Genomic DNA, 15,472 nt, shown 5'->3' with positions numbered 1-15,472 from the left:
TGGATGACAATCCATCCGACTGGTTGAACCAGTCACCCGAACCGGTAACCTGATCGCATGGCCAAAGCCCGCAGCACGGATCCGACGCCCGATGGCCCGGGCCGCCGTCCGCGCCGCGCCCCCAGCGCCGACGAGCGCCGCCGCGACGCGGAGCGCTCCCGTCAGGCTCTGCTGGATGCGGCCCTGGATGAGTTCTCCGCAAAGGGCTTCGACGGTGCGCGGATCCAAGACATCGCCGCTCGCGCGGGGGTGAACAAACAGCTCATCGCCTACTACTTCGGCGGCAAGGAAAACCTTTATCAAGAAATTCAACGGCACTGGCCGGAGGCCGAGGCCGAGCGTGCCGATCCGGCACTTCCCCTCGACGAGACCGCCGCCCGCTACCTCACCGCCGCGCTGGCGGACCCACGCCCGGCCCGCCTGGTTATCTGGCGCGGGTTGACCGGGGGCGGCACCGAATCCGACTACATCGACGACGCCACGGTCATCGACACCGATCTGGCCAACCTCCGCCGAGCAAAGGAGCGCGGCCAGATAGCCCCCGAGCTGGATCCCGCGTTCGTCCGCATGGCCGTCATGAGCATGGTCCTCGCGCCCCTGATGCTTCCCGAGGCCGCCCTGCGAGCCACCGGAAAGACTCCCGGCTCACCGGAATTCGAGGAGTACTACCGCACCCAACTCCGCGCTCTTATCCGCCGCCTCGGCACTGCCGAATCACCGGAAGGGGCCTGATCCGGGCTCTTCCCGGGCGCGGCGACGCTCGGGTCGGCGAAAGTGATTACGAACGCGCTGACCGCACGGAACACAGATGAGCATTGAGACATACATCCCGTTGCCCGGCACGGCATTCTCATGCCCTGCGCTCATGGAGTCGACCCGCTGCCGACGCTGTGACCTGCGTGGAATGTCCTGCGATGGCAGAACGAGCGCGTGACTTCACCGGTGCAGGTAGTCCGCTCGACTTTCCATTGCGCGAGGCGGTATTTTATGTCCTCTCCGGCAGGCCAATAGCGTCGGATTCATGGATTGGAATTTTCAGTCGGCGGAAGAACTCGCGGCCGCCTTGCATGCTGGTGAAGTCACATCGGTGGAACTGACCGACGAGGCGATCGCGCGTATCGAGCGCGACGACAAGGCGATCAACGCGGTCTGCGTACCGGATTTCGATAATGCGCGGGCCGCCGCATGCGCTGCCGACCAGGCGCGCGCCCGCGGCGAGGATCGGCCGCTGCTCGGTATTCCGGTGACGGTCAAGGAGTGCTACAACATCGCCGGGCTGCCCACGACCTGGGGCATGCCGCAGTACAAGGATTATGTGCCTGCCGAGGACGCGGTACAGGTGTCGCGGCTGAAGGCCGCCGGCGCGGTGCTGCTCGGAAAGACCAACGTGCCGTTGACGCTGCGAGATATCCAAAGCTTCAACGAGATCTATGGAACCACCAACAACCCGTGGGACCACAGCCGCACGTCGGGTGGGTCGTCCGGCGGTTCGGCGGCGGCCCTGGCGTCCGGATTCGGCGCGCTGTCCATCGGCTCCGATCTCGCAGGCTCGCTGCGCACCCCCGCGCATTTCTGCGGCATCTACGCGCACAAGCCGACAGTCGGACTGGTGGCGTCCCGCGGGATGGTCGCGCCGCCCGCGCCGGCATTGCCGGTCGATCTCGACCTTGCTGTTGTCGGTCCGATGGCGCGCACCGCCCGCGACCTCACGCTCCTGCTCGACGTGATGGCCGGACCGGACCCGCTGACCCACGGCGTCGCCTACGACGTCGCACTGCCGCCCGCGCGCCACGAACGGCTGGCCGACTTCCGTATCCTGATCATCGAGGACCATCCGCTCATTCCGACCGGATCGGCGGTGCGGGCGGGCGTGAACCGGGTCGCCGAGGCGCTCGTCGACGAGGGCGCCCGCGTCGAACGGCACAGCCCGCTGCTGCCTGATCCGACCGAAGCCGCGACGCTTTATATGCTGCTGATGCTGTCGAACGCCGCCGCGGGTCTTCCCCTCCACGTGTACCAACAGCTGCAGGCCCAAGCCGCCGCGCTGAGCGCGGACGACCGCAGTCTCGACGCGGCGCGGCTGCGCGGCATGGTGCTCAGCCACCGCGGCTGGGTCGAGGCGAACAACCGTCGCGAACTCCACCGCCACGGCTGGCGGCAGCTCTTCGCCGAGTTCGATGCCGTAGTGTGCCCCATCACGCCCACTCCCGCCTTCCCGCACGACCACAACGGAGGCCTGGAGAACCGGCACATCGACATCGACGGCGTCGGATACCCGTACTTCGACCAGCTCGTCTGGGCCGGTATGGCCACCATGCCCGGCCTGCCCGCCACCGCCATCCCCGCGGGCCGGTCGCCCGAGGGGCTGCCGGTGGGAGTGCAGCTCATCGGTCCGATGTTCGAGGACCGCACCCCGCTGCGGCTGGCCGAACTGCTCGAGCAGAAGATCGGCGGCTTCCAGGCGCCGAAGTAGGGTGCACTACCGGGTGCCGGTCGAGCGGAGGACGAAAATCCCGCGAAATCACACCCAGATGGTTGCGAGCCAAACGGTCACCACTGCCATGAGAAGAAGGGTGATGTTGAGGGCGACTTTGTGGTCTGCGCCGGTCAGATGGACCGGGATCGCACCGAGTTGCAGGAGTACGAACCCGATGGCCGCGGCAACGGCGAGCCCGGGCGTCAGTCCGGTCAGAGGTGGAAGGATCAGCCCGAGTGCGCCGAGTACTTCGAGTGCGCCGACGGTCCGGATCACGCATAGTGGTATGCGGTCCACCCAGGACATCATGGGCCGGAGTTGATCCCGGCTTCGGATGATCTTCAGTCCGCCTGCGTAGAGGTAGAAAAGGGCGAGCAGGCCGGCAGTGATCCAGAACGCGATGTTCACGATTCCATCCAAAGGTGGCATGTGCGGGCCGAGGCGAAAACACCCCGGCCCACTTGGGGTTCAGGCGAAGTCGGTGGCAGGCTCGGTGGCGTAGTGGCTCATCACCTCGATGTTCACCTGCGGTGTCAGTTCCCGGCTGTCGGCGACCATGTCCTGGAGGTCGCGGAAATACTGCACGTACAGGTCGGGGGTGAAGGTGCTGAGCATGACCGCTGGTCGATCGGTGATGTTGGCGAAGGTGTGCGGGGCGCCGGGCGGGACCATCACCAGCGTGCCCGCTGTCACGTCATAGTCGGTGTCGCCGACGGTGAACCGCAGCGTGCCGGAGATGATGTAGAACCCTTCGTCGTGCTGGGCGTGCCGATGCTGCGGTGGTCCGGGAGTGTGTGGGGGAATGACGGATTCGGCCAGCCCGAGGCGGTGCCCGGTGTTGCTGCCGTCCTCGAGGACCCGCATTCGCGTGGCGCCCAGGACGATCAGCTCTCCCTCGCCGGGGCCCACCACTGAAACAATTGTGCCGGAGTTGTTCTCGTTGTCGGACATGTTCCGATTGCACCGCCGAGATGTCGCGGGTGTCCAAGACCCGTTCCGCGCTGCCGATACCGGACGGGTATCGTGCCAGCGTGGAGCTGCGTACGCTGCGCTACTTCGTAGCTGTTGCCGAGGAACGCCATTTCGGTCGCGCCGCCGCCCGGCTGCACATGAGCCAGCCGCCGCTGAGCCGCGCCATCCGGCAACTGGAGTCGGAAATCGGTGCGGCCCTGTTCGACAGGTCGCCCACCGGTGTAGGTCTGACCCGGGTCGGGATGGTGCTGCTCGACGAGGCGCGCGCCCTGCTCGATCAGGCCGAGCGCGCCACCGTGCGGCTCGCCGCCGCGGCCGGAACCGCGAACCTCACCGTCGGCATCCTGGGGGACGGCACCGACCCCGGCGTCACCAGACTCGCCGCGGCCTACCGCCACAAGCATCCCGAGGTCGACATCCGCATCCGCGACACCGATCTCACCGACCCCACCTGCGGACTGCGGGCGGGCCTGGTCGACGTCGCCGTGACCCGCGCCCCCTTCGACGACACCGCCCTGACCGTGCGTGAACTGCGTGCCGACCCGGTCGGGGCGGTCTTGCGCGCCGACGATCCACTGGCCCGCCGCGACCACCTGACGCTGGCCGACCTGGCCGGCCGCCGCTGGTTCCAGTTCCCCGACGGCACCGACCCCACCTGGCAGACCTATTGGAACGGAGGCCAGACACGCGAAGGTCCGGTAGTGCGGGTCGTTCAGGAATGTGTGCAGGCCGTGCTCTGGAACGGCACCGTCGGCATCACCCCGCTCGGGCACAAAGTGCCCGAGGGACTGGGCGCCGTCCCACTGATCGACATGGCACCGAGCAGGGTGGTGGTTGCCTGGAACGAGGGCGACACCAACCCCCTGATCCGATCGTTCGTGCAGATAGCCACGCTCGCATACCTCGATCCCCCACCTCGGCCGTGAAGGCGACTCGGTCCACGAGCCCGCCGACCAGGTCGTTCCACTGTATTTCAGCGGCCACCCCGACGCTCTGGCAGCGTGGCATCCGGCGGGTGATCCACTCCACCAACGCGTCAACTCGCTCGATGCGCGCTTCCGGCGCACGATCCGCGCTACGGCAGTCAGGCGGTTCGGCTCGGTCAGGGATGGACCTTCGGCCCTGCCGCCAGGTGGTCCCGCAGACGATGATGTGGAGAAAAGAGGGGGTCCGGCTATGAGCCGGACATCGAGGCCGAGCCGCGGGAACGGAGCGGAACCGCAGTAGCTGTCCAGGCACGAGTAAGGGAGGTGAGGTCATGGCCGAAACCCCCCTGCTGGAACGGGTGACCGCTTCGGACCTGTTCCTGCTGCTCTGGGACGACTACGGCTGGTGCACCGACATCGGCGGGCTCGCCATCCTCGACGGCACAAGCCTGCTCGACGTGGACGGCAGCGTCCGACTCGACGCGGTCCGGCGATACCTCGAGCCGAGAATGCACTCGGTGCCTCGCTTCAGGCAGCTGCTGTGCCGGCCTCGGCTCGGGCTGGGCTGGCCGCTGTGGATCGACGCGCCCTACTTCGACCTCGCTGAGCACCTCCACGTCCGTGCGCTTGCCGCGCCTGGCGACCAAGACCAGTTGCTGCAGATATGCCAGCAACTGGCCCGGCGACCGTTCGATCCCACCCGGCCGCTGTGGGAGCTGTGGCTGCTGCCCGGCCTGCCGGACCAACGTGTCGGCGCGTTCTTGAAGCTGCATCACGTCCTCGCCGACGGCCCGGCCGCGATGGCCGCCTTCGGGGCGCTGCTCGACCGGACCGCCGACGCGCCCGTCGAGGGTGCACCGCCGTGGACGCCGACACCCACCCCGTCCACGGGTGAACTGCTCCGCGACAACCTGCGACGCCGCCGACACGAGCTACGGCTCGGGTGGTCGGCCCTCGTCCATCCGAGCAGAACCCTGCGCCTTGCGCGCCGTGCGTTGCCGGCCTGGCGGGAGGTGCTCACAGAAAGGCCTGCCCCACGAACCAGCCTCAACCACCCCGTGGGCCCCGAGCGCCGACTGGCCATCGTCCGCGGCCGCCTCGGCGCCATCAAACTTGTCGCCCACGCCCAGCACGCCACGGTCAACGACGTAGTGCTCACCGCGGTTGCCGGTGGCCTGCGCCAGCTGCTGACAAGCCGCGGCGAGGATGTCCACGGGCTCGTCCAGCGCGCGATGGTGACCATCTCCCACCACGAAGCGCGGCCCGGGGAAGCGCAAGGCAACACGCCCGGATGGATGATGGTGCCGCTGCCGGTCGGTGAGCCGGACTCGTTGTGCCGGCTCACGTCGATCGCCGCGCAGACAAGCGCACGGAGAGACAAGCCTCGCCCCGAGGCGGGCAGCGGGATCTTCAGATTCGTTGCCGGTCAGCGCATCTGGTACCGGCTGTTTCCGCGGCAGCGGTCAGTGAACCTGGTCGTGAGCAACGTCCCGGGTCCGCCGATGCGGCTGTACCTCGCCGGCGCACCGCTGCTGGAGGTGTTTCCCGTGCTGCCGCCCATGGGCAACCTGACACTTGTCGTCGCCGCCCTGTCGTACGCCGGTCAGCTCAACTTCACTGCCGCCGCGGACCGGGACAGCTGCCCGGACGTGGAGGTGTTCGCCCGCGGGGTGCGCGATGCACTCGATGACCTCGTGCAACCGATCCTGGGGTCCGAGACGGCTGGTGGGGCCGGTGCAAGGGAGTCGGTACCGACGCCTGAGGCACCGGTTACGCCGCGTCGGTCACCGCGGTGACCGATCCCGGCGCCAGCGGCGGGAAGCAGGCGCGGTGCAGAACGCCCCTTCTGGCCGTGGCAGAACTCTAAACACTGGATCTATTGTCGGACGATCCAATGGACGGTCGGTGCTCAGCGCACGAATTGTCCACGTATGCGGGTCGCGGCCATCGACCCGCCCGACTGGTCAGAGACCGAGACCTGCACGGGTCCGCATACGGAGAAGGCCGGGGCGAGCGATGCTCGACCGATCCGAGTGTCACCCCGGCGATGATGATGACGCCGCCGAAGACTTGCGCCAGCCGGACCGTCTCCGCATTGATCACCACGGCACCCAGCACCCCGAACACCGGCACCAGGTTGAGGATGTTCACCGCGACGCTCGAGGCCATCCGGCGAAGGCCGTAGTTGTAGAGCAGGAAGGCGCCGACGGAACACGCCACGGCCAGATATGCGAGCAGCGCCGAGGCCGTGACGTCGGGTACCCGCCAATGCTTCGACTCCGGTAGCGAGGCGAACAGGAAGCCGGCGGCGCCGGCCATGGTCTGGTAGTAGGTGAGGGTCACCGCGTCCTGCCCGTGCCCCGCATACTTGCCCAGCATGTTGTACCCGGCCCACACCAGCCCGCCGAGCAACAGCAGTATGTCGCCGGACCAGCGACCGCTGCCTCCCACGTCCGCCCCGTTGCGAACGACGAGGAAAGCCCCCAGGGCAGCCAGCAGCACACCGCCGACCCGGAGCGGCGGCATTCTGCTCCGAAAGACCACCAGCTCCAAAAGCATGGTCATCAATGGGTAGGTGGCCACGATCAAAGAGGCGTCGGAGGCCGTCGACAGCTCGACGCCGATGTTCTCCAGCACGAAGTAGGCCGTAATACCCAGCAGCCCACTGAGGTAGATCAACCGCCGCCGACGGGCATCCGGCCTGACAGTCGGGTTGCGGCGCAGGAGCATGATGATCCGGAGCAGTACCGCGGCGAGCGTGAAACGGATGGCCCCGATGCTCAGCGGGCCGACGTCCGCCAGCACCAGCTTGGTTACCGCGTACGAACTGCTCCACAACAGCGCGGCCATTACGACCGAACAGATCGCCAAGACTTCGGCCTGCCGCTCATCCACTTCCCATACCCCTTACCGTCCACAACTCGTGACCTCTGTTCGGCCGCTTCAGCAGAGGCGAATCATGAACGGAGATATGGCGACCAAGGTAGCAATCAGCAGGGCATCCTGGCAGTATGTCCGAATTAGATTCGGAGTTTCAGCAGAGAGACGGAATATGGATGAACTAGATTCGGCATTACTTCGGCTTCTGCAGTTGGACGGTCGGCGCACCAACCGGGACATGGCCCAGGAGTTGGGCATCGCACCCTCAACCTGCTTGGAGCGGATTCGCTCCCTCCGTGAGCGCGGCGTGCTGCTGGGATACCACGCCGAGGTAGATCTCCCCTCGCTCGGCCGAGGGCTGCAGGCGATCATCGCCGTACGGATACGACCGCCGACGCGTGCGGTCATCGAACAGTTCCAAGCCTTCGTAACGCGAATGCCCGAGGTGATCGAAATCTTCACGCTGACAGGCACCGACGACTTCCTCCTTCATGTGGCCGTTCGCGACACCGACCATCTCCACTCGGTGGTCCTGGACAAGCTGACCGAGCGAAAGGAACTCGCAGACGTGCGCACCTCAGTGGTCTACGGACACCTACGCAAGAACGTCGTCGAGCCGATTTGAAGCCTCCCGCTCGACGAGCAGGCTCGCGCCTCAGGAATCGGATGATGTCAGCGCAAGCGGTAGATCGCGAGAACGGGTGGTGCGAGTACTTGCGTATGCGGCGAGTGTGAACATGGCCGCGAGTGCTGACCATCGCGTGGCGACGGCGCCCACTGTGGACAACAGATAGCCCGCCCCCAGCGCGCCGAGCGCGACCGCGCCGTCGCAGAACAGTGCCATCGTCGCGACCGCGCGACCGAGCGTCTGTTCGGGGATCACATCGAGCCGGGATATCGTCAACGCGACGTTGCTGACGACCCCAACGCCGCCGATGCCACACCAACACGCGGCCAGCACAAACGGATCGGCGCTGAGCGCCATTGGAACGAGCAGCGCCGTCCATGCCCATAGCGCGCCCCGATAGACATTCCGCGAAGGGAAGCGAGCGGTTAGCCCGAAACGGGACTCGACGTGGCCGAATTGCAGCGCAACGGATTCGAGCCGCTTCCGTTTACGGAGTTTCTCCTCAAGATTCACAGCCGATGCAATCTGGCGTGCGATTACTGCTACATCTACGAAATGGCCGATCAGAGTTGGCGGGAGCAACCGAAGGCGATGCGCCGGGAGGTTTTCGACGACGCCCTCCGAACAATCGCCGACCACGTTCGCAGGTTCGGCCCACCGCGGTAAGTCTCGTCTTCTTCGGCGGCGAGCCGCTCATGGCGGGTCATGCCGATCTCGAGTATTTCGCATCGCACGCGCGGGCGGCGCTGGAGCCGATTACCGCTGTCACCCTCACTCTGCAGACCAACGGCGTGCTGCTCGACGACGAGTTCCTGAGGATCTGCGACGACTGCGACATCAGCATCACCGGCAGCCTCGACGGTGATGAGCACAGTCACGACCGCCATCGCCGGGACCGCCGCGGCGCGGGAAGCTACTCCCGGGTCGCTGCCGCCCTCGAGAAATTGACGGTCGGCGATCGGCGGCATCTGCTCAACGGTCTGCTCTGCGTCATCGACCTCGCAAACGACCCCTTGCAGGCCTATGAAGGATTGCTCGCGTTTCAGCCTCCGGCAGTCAATTTCGAGATTCCACTGGGCAATTGGACGACGCCGCCCCCCGGGCTTTCCGCAGATCCCGGAGCGACACCCTATGCCGACTGGCTGATCACGATCTTCGACCGCTGGTATGGCGCGCCGCAACTGGACACGCGGATCCGAATGTTCGAGAACATCATGGACCTGATACTGGGCGGGACCGTGGAATCGGAGGTATGGGGCCTCGGCCCCACCCGCATAGCGGTGATCGAAACCGACGGAAGTGTAGCGCAGATCGACGACTTGAAGGCGACCTTCTCGGGTGCGACCAAACTGCCGTCCGGCCGACGCAATCCGCTCGACCAGGCCATGCTGGAACCCGAGATAGTGGCGCGCCAGATCGGCGTGGACGCGCTCAGCGACACCTGCCGCGCCTGCTCGATACACAGCGTGTGTGGTGGCGGTCACTACGTCACGCGATACCGTGAGGGCGACGGCTTCCGTAATCCCTCGGTGTATTGCGCCGACCTGACCAAATTGATTCGCCACATCGAATCGCGAATGCGCGCCGACGTCGCCGCGGCACTCCACGGATGACCACTGCCAGGGCGCATGGATCATCGTCGGAGGCTGGGTGCGAGCGCCGCGCAGACCTTGCCGAACGTTTGAAAACCGCGCCGGTCACACCTACGGATACGCCCATCCGCTGGTCCCGCCGAACAATTTCGCAAAGCTCGGCCCCGTTGGTCGCGGGTCCGTAATCGACACTGCGCCGCAAGCGAAGCCGAACATCGAGCCAGTTCGCCCTGGTCACATCGCGATGCGCTGCTGGTCCCCGACGACAGCCAATCCCCAACGCGTCGGACCAACCGAGCCGAAGCGCTGGACTGCGTCAACCGGGGCTCGGGGTTCGCCCGACACGCTGGTCGCCGCACTTCAGCGCCACCATCCTCGTCACCGACACGCGACCTGAGGTCGTTCCACATCGCCGGATTCGGGATTGACACATATCTCATGCAACTGTGAGAACCGATTACAGAGACGCCCGCTCCACCGACAGCACAAGCGTGGGCACGCATCTGCGTGCCCGCGCTGTGAGGTTGGAGCGCAGACCGCGTCATCCGACCGTGATCTCTTCCTTGACCGCACTCGAAGCGACGGCGGCCCCATTCTTGCGCCCGCCGGGCAGCACGAGCGCACCTTGACCGCGACGCTCAGCTCGCACGTGTCCGCGGAATACTCGGCGCGAACCGCGGGAGCGACGCGCACAGAGCAGGCAGGTTTCCCCGGCAGCTCTGCACGATGCCGTCCGGCCGGACCAGGAGCGCGCTCACGTGGCCGCGGCGAATCCAGCGGTACAGATCCGTATGGGGCTCGGGGCGCAGCACGACACCGCCGCGTTGTTTCACGATCGACTGATCACCTGGCGATAATTCGGCCGTGGTGATGATGGCGTATCGCCCTATGACGACGTCGTCCACGCGCCGACCGTCGGCCAAGCGGTCGTTCGGGACGAGCCGGCCGGACAGACGTCTACGCGTCCGCGGCGCCTCCACCAGCGAGGAACGGCGGAGGGGCGGGGACTCTCCGCTGGTGACCATGCCGGTGAGGCCGGGCACGACGCGCAGTCGGGGTGCGATGAGGTTACGCAGGCGGTTACCCAGTTCTCCGCCTTCGGTCATCGTCAGGCCGGTGAACTTGGCCAGCCTTATCATGGCCCGTGCGTGTGGTTTTCGCTCGGCTTCGTAGGTATCGAGCACCTCCTCGGGCAGCTCACCGCGCAGCACTCCGGCCAGCTTCCAGCTGAGGTTGGCGGCATCACGCAAACCCGCACCCATCCCCTGCCCGATGAATGGTGGGGTGAGATGGGCGGCGTCCCCCAGCAGGAACACTCGCCCACTGCGCCACCGGTCGGCGAGCTGAGCACGAAAGGTGTACTCGGCGACCCGCACCAGTTCGGATCGCTCGTAGGCTGCTTCGTCGAGCCACGGGGCGAGCAACGGCCGAAGCTGGAGGAGATCCCGATAGTCGGTCGCGGTCTCAGCTGGGTGCAACCGGAATTCCCACCGGTATCGGGTTCTTCCGACGCGCATGAAGGTGGCCGCTCGCGACGGATCGCAGATCTGTTGTACGCCCTCCCAATGACCCAGGTCGGCCGTCGTCGCAATGTCGACCACCAGCCACCGCTGGTCGAATCGCAGATCCTGCATGCGTCCGCCGATCGCACCGCGCACCAGACTGTTCGCCCCGTCGCAACCCAGGACGTACCGCGCTCGAACGGACTCGGCCCTCCCGGTGGTCCTGTCGTCGAAATCCACTTCGACGCAGCCGATTCTCTCCGTAACAGCGGTGACCTCAGCGCCGCCCCGCAGTGTCACGCCCGGGTAGAGACTCAGGTTGGTGCGCAGGATCGCTTCCAGTTCCGGCTGGTCGAACAGGTTCGCCTCCGGATGGCCGTTGCGGCCACCGGCCGGGTCGCGATCGAACTGCGCCAGTACTCGATGATTCGGATCCACCAAGCGCAGCCCCAGCGCGGGCCGGGAAATGGCGTCGAATTCGTCGCCGATGCCCAATCGTTCCACGATCCGCCTGATCTCCCCGTCGAGGTGGACCGCCCGTGGCTGCGGGTATACCCCCTCCCAGCGCTCCAGCAGCAGCGACTCGACGCCGTACTGCGCCAGCAGCGTGGCCGCGGTAAGGCCGGCCGGACCCGCGCCGACGATCACAACCGGAATCGCCGCGGAACTCACGAAGACACACCCAAAGCGACGACGTACGCGACGGCGGCCAGACCGGAACCCGCCGCAGGGGCGATCTCTGCGACACCGTCGCCATTTCGCAGGTGGCTGACGATGGCACCGGCCATCAACAGCACCAGCCCGGTCCCCGCCGCCATGCCGATCGACGGGCGGACCAGCCCGAGCACCACCCCACCGGCCGCGACGATCTCGACAGCGCCGATCCCTCGATAGGAGTCCATGCTGTAGCCGAGGTGCTCCGCGCGTTTGCGCATCGCGGCGACTGCGGCCAGCTTCGCCGTCCCGAAGGACAGGAATTCGGCCGCCAGTATGCCGGCCAGCACGGTCGACGCGATCTTCACTACCGCACCTCGACTTTCCAGTTAATCGCATAGCGTCCCAAGATGGTTTCGGTCGCTGTCCGATCGGCGTCGGCATCGAGCGCGACCGTCGCGACGATCGCACCGTCCTCGACCGCGGCGGCGATACCGGCCACTCCGCAGATCTCGGCGAGTGCGTCCAGCAGTTCGCGGCGGGTGGCGTCGGCGCGAAGCCCGAGCTTGTAGGGCTTGCCGACATCGGTGACCGGCAGCGCGCCGAGGATCGTGACCGTCTCTATCGGCGCGGCGATACCCGCCGCCTGCGCGGCAAGGGTGGCCGGTATCAGTTGCGCGCAATTGGGTGCGATGAGCGCGACCGCGTCGGTGCGGCGCACGCCCAATTCGTGCAGCAGGTTCGCGTACCGGTGGACATCGGCGAGCAGTTCGCCGTAGCTGCGTCGCAACGGCTCTCGCCAGCGCGCCGCGTCCGGAAGCACGGTGAATGCGTTGTGTTCCGGCCGAAGCGTCGCCGCGCGGACGAGCAGGGCATAGGTCGATTCCGGCAAGCCGCGCGCCGCGAGCGGCACGGATTCGATCACCGCCAAGTCTTCCGGACCGGCATAGCGGGGCCAGAGAAATTTCTTGGCCGAGGTCTCGAGGGTCGAATTGTCGGTCATCGGGCGTACCGCACGACCGTGCGCTGGCGGCCCAGGTCGATCGCTCCGTCGTCGGTGCCGATCACGGCCTCGACGGTGTCGCCATCCTTCAGATACTTCGGATTCTTGGCCTGTCCCTGAAAGAACATCTTCCATTTGACCTTTGACGGCAGCAGCGAACCGATGATCTCCACCGCCTTGGGCGGGGCGCTGATCGCGGTGCCGACAGGGGTGCCGGTGAGCAAGAGGTCCCCCGCGTCCATCCGCTGGAAGCGGGTCAGCGCGCGCAGGGTCTCGACTGGCAGGTAGATCATGTCCGCGACCGTCATGTCCTGTCGCACGTGACCATTGACCGACAGTCGCAGCCGCAGATCCCCGAACCGCTTCAGCTCATCGTGGTCCAGCAGAACCAGCGCCGGGCCGACAGGAGTGAACGTCGGGTACGACTTCGCCTCGTAGAACTGGGTTTTCGGCAACTGGACGTCGCGCGCCGAGATATCGTTCGTGACGACAAGGCCCGCGACGTAATCCGCGAGGTTCTCCGCCGTGATGTCGGACCCGACCGGCATTTCGCGTCCGAAGACGAGGCCGATCTCCACTTCGTAGTCGAGAAGTTGCACATGGGCGGGCCGGATGACGTCGTCATGAGGTCCGCTGATCGATCCGGACGACTTGCGGAAGAACGTCAGCGGCACCGTCTCGGGGTCCATGCCGGAGTCCTTCACATGGGACGCGAAGTTCGTCATCTGCGCTACCACGCGGCACGGTGCGGTCACCGGCGAGATCAACTCGAGGCTCTCCAAAGCGATGCCTTCCGAGCTGACGGCCGCCGCGGCGATCGCGGCGCGATCGTCCAGCAGCTCTCGCGTGGTCCTCGCCGCGGTGTCGATACGCGCGGCACCCGCTGGTGTCCGCACCCACCAGGCGTCGGCGGTACGTAATACGGATGTGCTCATGAGTTGGTCACTTTCAGTAGGCCGCGCAGGCGGCGTAGATCGAATTCGTTGTCCTCACGCAGCGCGTGGGCGATCGCGCATACTTCACGCAGAGATTCGCCTCCCGGCTTGATGCCGAGGAAGTCTTTGGTAGCCGGCGGGCCCCACTGCGCCAGGCCGGAAGCCGTCATCGGGGCCCAGCCGGGCTCGAGGCTGCAGTCGAACATGTCCCCGTCACTGAAATGTTCGACCATGAAGCCGTCGGGGTCACGCCAATAGTCGAAGATCTGACTGCCCTGGATATGGCGGCCGATCCCCCACGACCGGTGGTAGCCCTGCTCACGCAGATACTCGCCACCCGCTGCGAGCGCGTCCAGATCCGCCACTTGATACGCGGAGTGCACATACCGGTTGGACGGTCCCAGCGTCAGTGCGAGCGTGTGATGATCAGCCGGAACCGAACCCCGGTCGCAGCGGATGAAGCTCATGACCGGCCCGCGCTGACGCTGACCCGGGTAGTAGAGGAAATCGCTGACAATCAGACCCAGCGTCGCAAGATACCAATCGAGGGTTTCCCGGTACTTCGTTGTTTGTAAAACGACATGACCGAGCCGTCGCACACGCGCGGGCACCCGTGGCGGTCGCTGGGTGGCGTTCACGCGGACAACCTCGTGCCCGAGATTGAATACATGCGGCTGCTGCGCCGGCAAGGCCGCCAGCTCATGCGTGTCGGCGACCACCCGTACCCGCAGCCGACTGGGGTCGGTGAGATCGACGGTCATTCCCCCCAGCGACTCCGGCAGCAGCACCGGTCGCACGCCGGTCGCGTCGGCCAGCCGCAGTAGGTCGGCAGGATCAGCCGCACGGTAGGCCGGACCGACGAATCGCGTGCGATCCCCGCGGCGGATGAGCACGCAGGGCGAGCCCGGGTCGGTTCCGCGCAGCCGCACCTCGTCGGCCGTCCGCATCGCGGTGGCGAAGCCGAAGGCGTGCGTGAAGGTTTCCGCTCTGTCCAGGTCGGGCTTCTCGAACTCCAGCCAGGCGAGATCCAGCACTTTGACCACCGGATTGCGCGCACGACCGGGATGCTCGCCGGCCAACGCACCCTGCTCGCTGTGCAGACCGCTGTGCACACCGTGATGGCCGCTCATCGACTACTCCCTTCCAGATGCTGACGATATCGTCACTCACGAGCAAGCACTCAGTCAATAGGATCTGACATTTTCGTCAGTATTGACCCGGAACGCTCCGATGGCGGGCGAGTAGCCCGCTGACCCGGCGCGAATTATGTCGTCGCCGAGTCGTCGAGACCGCAGGCGATCGAGTCCACACCGAGCGCGAGCAGAACGCGCTCTCGGATGGCTCGCGGCACCAGGTAGCCGAGCCGGACGCCGATCTGTTGGTCGGCGGGTGCCCACGCCTCGAACCGGTTACGCCGTTACGGCGGTCACGATGGCGCGGGCACAATCGTCGGGATCGATCACACGCAGCAGTCGCGAGGATCGGCCGGTGCTATCGATCATCCGCGTTCGGTGGCCGCTTTCGCCCCGACAAGGACGAATCGGTCAACACCCTGCTGTCAGGTTTCCCGCAGGACGGCCCGCAACCGCCGATCCTGCCGCCGGTCGAGGGCTACCTGTTCCTGGACCGGGCCGAGTTCCATACTTCCTTCGCCGGTGACCTGCCCGACGGGGATCGGTGACAACATGCCGCGAGTCGTTCCGAGAGCAAGACCGGTGCGGACGAAGTCGTCGAGGGCGAACTGTCTGGTCCGGCAATCTGCACGACCCCGTTGACGGGCTGGCCGAGCGTGGTGCGGCTTACCCCCTCGGCAACATCGTCGGCCGCCATCGGTTGGACAATAGCGGGTGGAAGGCGAACAGAGTGCCCCTCCGCCTCGAGCTTGGATGTCAACCTTGGAACCG

At 66.3% G+C, this 15,472-nt stretch carries 15 protein-coding genes and 1 pseudogene; 6 read left to right on the top strand and 10 right to left on the bottom strand.

What is annotated here, in order from left to right; translation table 11 throughout:
• Window positions 1-57: 57 nt before the first annotated feature.
• Together ACWEO7_RS04440 and ACWEO7_RS04435 are read left to right on the top strand one after the other, a co-directional pair.
• Window positions 58-732: a TetR/AcrR family transcriptional regulator gene (locus ACWEO7_RS04440; RefSeq protein ID WP_452420703.1), complete on the top strand. Its 675-nt coding sequence runs from the start codon at window positions 58-60 to the stop codon at window positions 730-732.
• Window positions 733-1,021: 289 nt separating this feature from the next.
• Window positions 1,022-2,473 (top strand): amidase, encoded by a 1,452-nt coding sequence (locus tag ACWEO7_RS04435; protein WP_452420701.1) that lies wholly within the window; start codon window positions 1,022-1,024, stop codon window positions 2,471-2,473.
• A 48-nt stretch (window positions 2,474-2,521) separates the two neighbouring features.
• Here the strand turns inward: ACWEO7_RS04435 and ACWEO7_RS04430 are convergent, their stop codons facing one another.
• Complete coding sequence (locus tag ACWEO7_RS04430) at window positions 2,522-2,884, bottom strand: DoxX family protein (RefSeq protein WP_452420699.1); 363 nt, start codon at window positions 2,882-2,884, stop codon at window positions 2,522-2,524.
• Window positions 2,885-2,944: 60 nt separating this feature from the next.
• Complete coding sequence (locus ACWEO7_RS04425) at window positions 2,945-3,427, bottom strand: cupin domain-containing protein (RefSeq protein ID WP_452420697.1); 483 nt, start codon at window positions 3,425-3,427, stop codon at window positions 2,945-2,947.
• Between the two features lie 80 nt (window positions 3,428-3,507).
• Between ACWEO7_RS04425 and ACWEO7_RS04420 the strand changes: the two genes are divergently transcribed.
• Together ACWEO7_RS04420 and ACWEO7_RS04415 are read left to right on the top strand one after the other, a co-directional pair.
• Window positions 3,508-4,374: a LysR substrate-binding domain-containing protein gene (locus ACWEO7_RS04420; protein WP_452420695.1), complete on the top strand. Its 867-nt coding sequence runs from the start codon at window positions 3,508-3,510 to the stop codon at window positions 4,372-4,374.
• A 332-nt stretch (window positions 4,375-4,706) separates the two neighbouring features.
• A complete protein-coding gene (locus ACWEO7_RS04415) occupies window positions 4,707-6,170 on the top strand; it encodes a wax ester/triacylglycerol synthase family O-acyltransferase (protein WP_452420693.1) in 1,464 nt (487 codons plus the stop codon).
• 67 nt (window positions 6,171-6,237) lie between these two features.
• On the opposite strand, the gene ACWEO7_RS04410 is transcribed toward ACWEO7_RS04415, so the two are convergent.
• Window positions 6,238-7,269 carry a DMT family transporter gene (locus ACWEO7_RS04410; RefSeq protein ID WP_452420692.1) on the bottom strand — a complete coding sequence of 344 codons (1,032 nt, stop codon included), beginning with the start codon at window positions 7,267-7,269 and terminating at the stop codon, window positions 6,238-6,240.
• Between the two features lie 157 nt (window positions 7,270-7,426).
• On the opposite strand from ACWEO7_RS04410, the gene ACWEO7_RS04405 reads away from it, so the two are divergent.
• A complete protein-coding gene (locus tag ACWEO7_RS04405; protein WP_356967545.1) occupies window positions 7,427-7,879 on the top strand; it encodes an Lrp/AsnC family transcriptional regulator in 453 nt (150 codons plus the stop codon).
• A 30-nt stretch (window positions 7,880-7,909) separates the two neighbouring features.
• Here ACWEO7_RS04405 and ACWEO7_RS04400 read toward each other — a convergent pair whose 3' ends face one another.
• Window positions 7,910-8,395 (bottom strand): hypothetical protein, encoded by a 486-nt coding sequence (locus tag ACWEO7_RS04400; RefSeq protein ID WP_452420690.1) that lies wholly within the window; start codon window positions 8,393-8,395, stop codon window positions 7,910-7,912.
• A gap of 5 nt (window positions 8,396-8,400) precedes the next feature.
• On the opposite strand from ACWEO7_RS04400, the gene ACWEO7_RS04395 reads away from it, so the two are divergent.
• Entirely contained in the window at window positions 8,401-9,495 is a 1,095-nt protein-coding gene (locus ACWEO7_RS04395) for an FxsB family cyclophane-forming radical SAM/SPASM peptide maturase (RefSeq protein ID WP_452420688.1), read from the top strand.
• A gap of 617 nt (window positions 9,496-10,112) precedes the next feature.
• Here the strand turns inward: ACWEO7_RS04395 and mhpA are convergent.
• The 6 genes and pseudogenes from mhpA to ACWEO7_RS04365 all read right to left on the bottom strand — a co-directional run bounded on the left by mhpA (window position 10,113) and on the right by ACWEO7_RS04365 (window position 15,255).
• Entirely contained in the window at window positions 10,113-11,648 is a 1,536-nt protein-coding gene (gene mhpA, locus ACWEO7_RS04390) for a bifunctional 3-(3-hydroxy-phenyl)propionate/3-hydroxycinnamic acid hydroxylase MhpA (protein ID WP_452420687.1), read from the bottom strand.
• Window positions 11,645-11,998, bottom strand: a complete 354-nt coding sequence (locus tag ACWEO7_RS04385) for a DoxX family protein (protein WP_452420685.1) — start codon at window positions 11,996-11,998, stop codon at window positions 11,645-11,647. The genes mhpA and ACWEO7_RS04385 overlap by 4 nt, the downstream gene beginning before the upstream one ends.
• A gap of 254 nt (window positions 11,999-12,252) precedes the next feature.
• Window positions 12,253-12,633 (bottom strand): annotated as a pseudogene (locus tag ACWEO7_RS04380) (AMP-binding protein); the annotation flags it as partial.
• On the bottom strand, window positions 12,630-13,568 hold the full coding sequence (locus ACWEO7_RS04375; protein WP_452420684.1) for a fumarylacetoacetate hydrolase family protein: 939 nt from the start codon (window positions 13,566-13,568) through the stop codon (window positions 12,630-12,632). The pseudogene ACWEO7_RS04380 and the gene ACWEO7_RS04375, both read right to left, overlap by 4 nt.
• The gene (locus tag ACWEO7_RS04370; RefSeq protein WP_452420683.1) at window positions 13,565-14,698 is read right to left on the bottom strand and encodes a VOC family protein; all 1,134 of its coding nucleotides are present in this window, start codon (window positions 14,696-14,698) and stop codon (window positions 13,565-13,567) included. The genes ACWEO7_RS04375 and ACWEO7_RS04370 overlap by 4 nt, the downstream gene beginning before the upstream one ends.
• Window positions 14,699-15,126: 428 nt before the next feature.
• Window positions 15,127-15,255, bottom strand: coding sequence for a hypothetical protein (locus ACWEO7_RS04365; protein ID WP_452420681.1), 129 nt, complete (start codon window positions 15,253-15,255; stop codon window positions 15,127-15,129).
• Between the last annotated feature and the right edge of the window lie 217 nt (window positions 15,256-15,472).

The sequence above is a fragment of the Nocardia sp. NPDC004260 genome (assembly GCF_053603155.1).
This window is presented reverse-complemented; position numbering and strand designations above follow the sequence as displayed.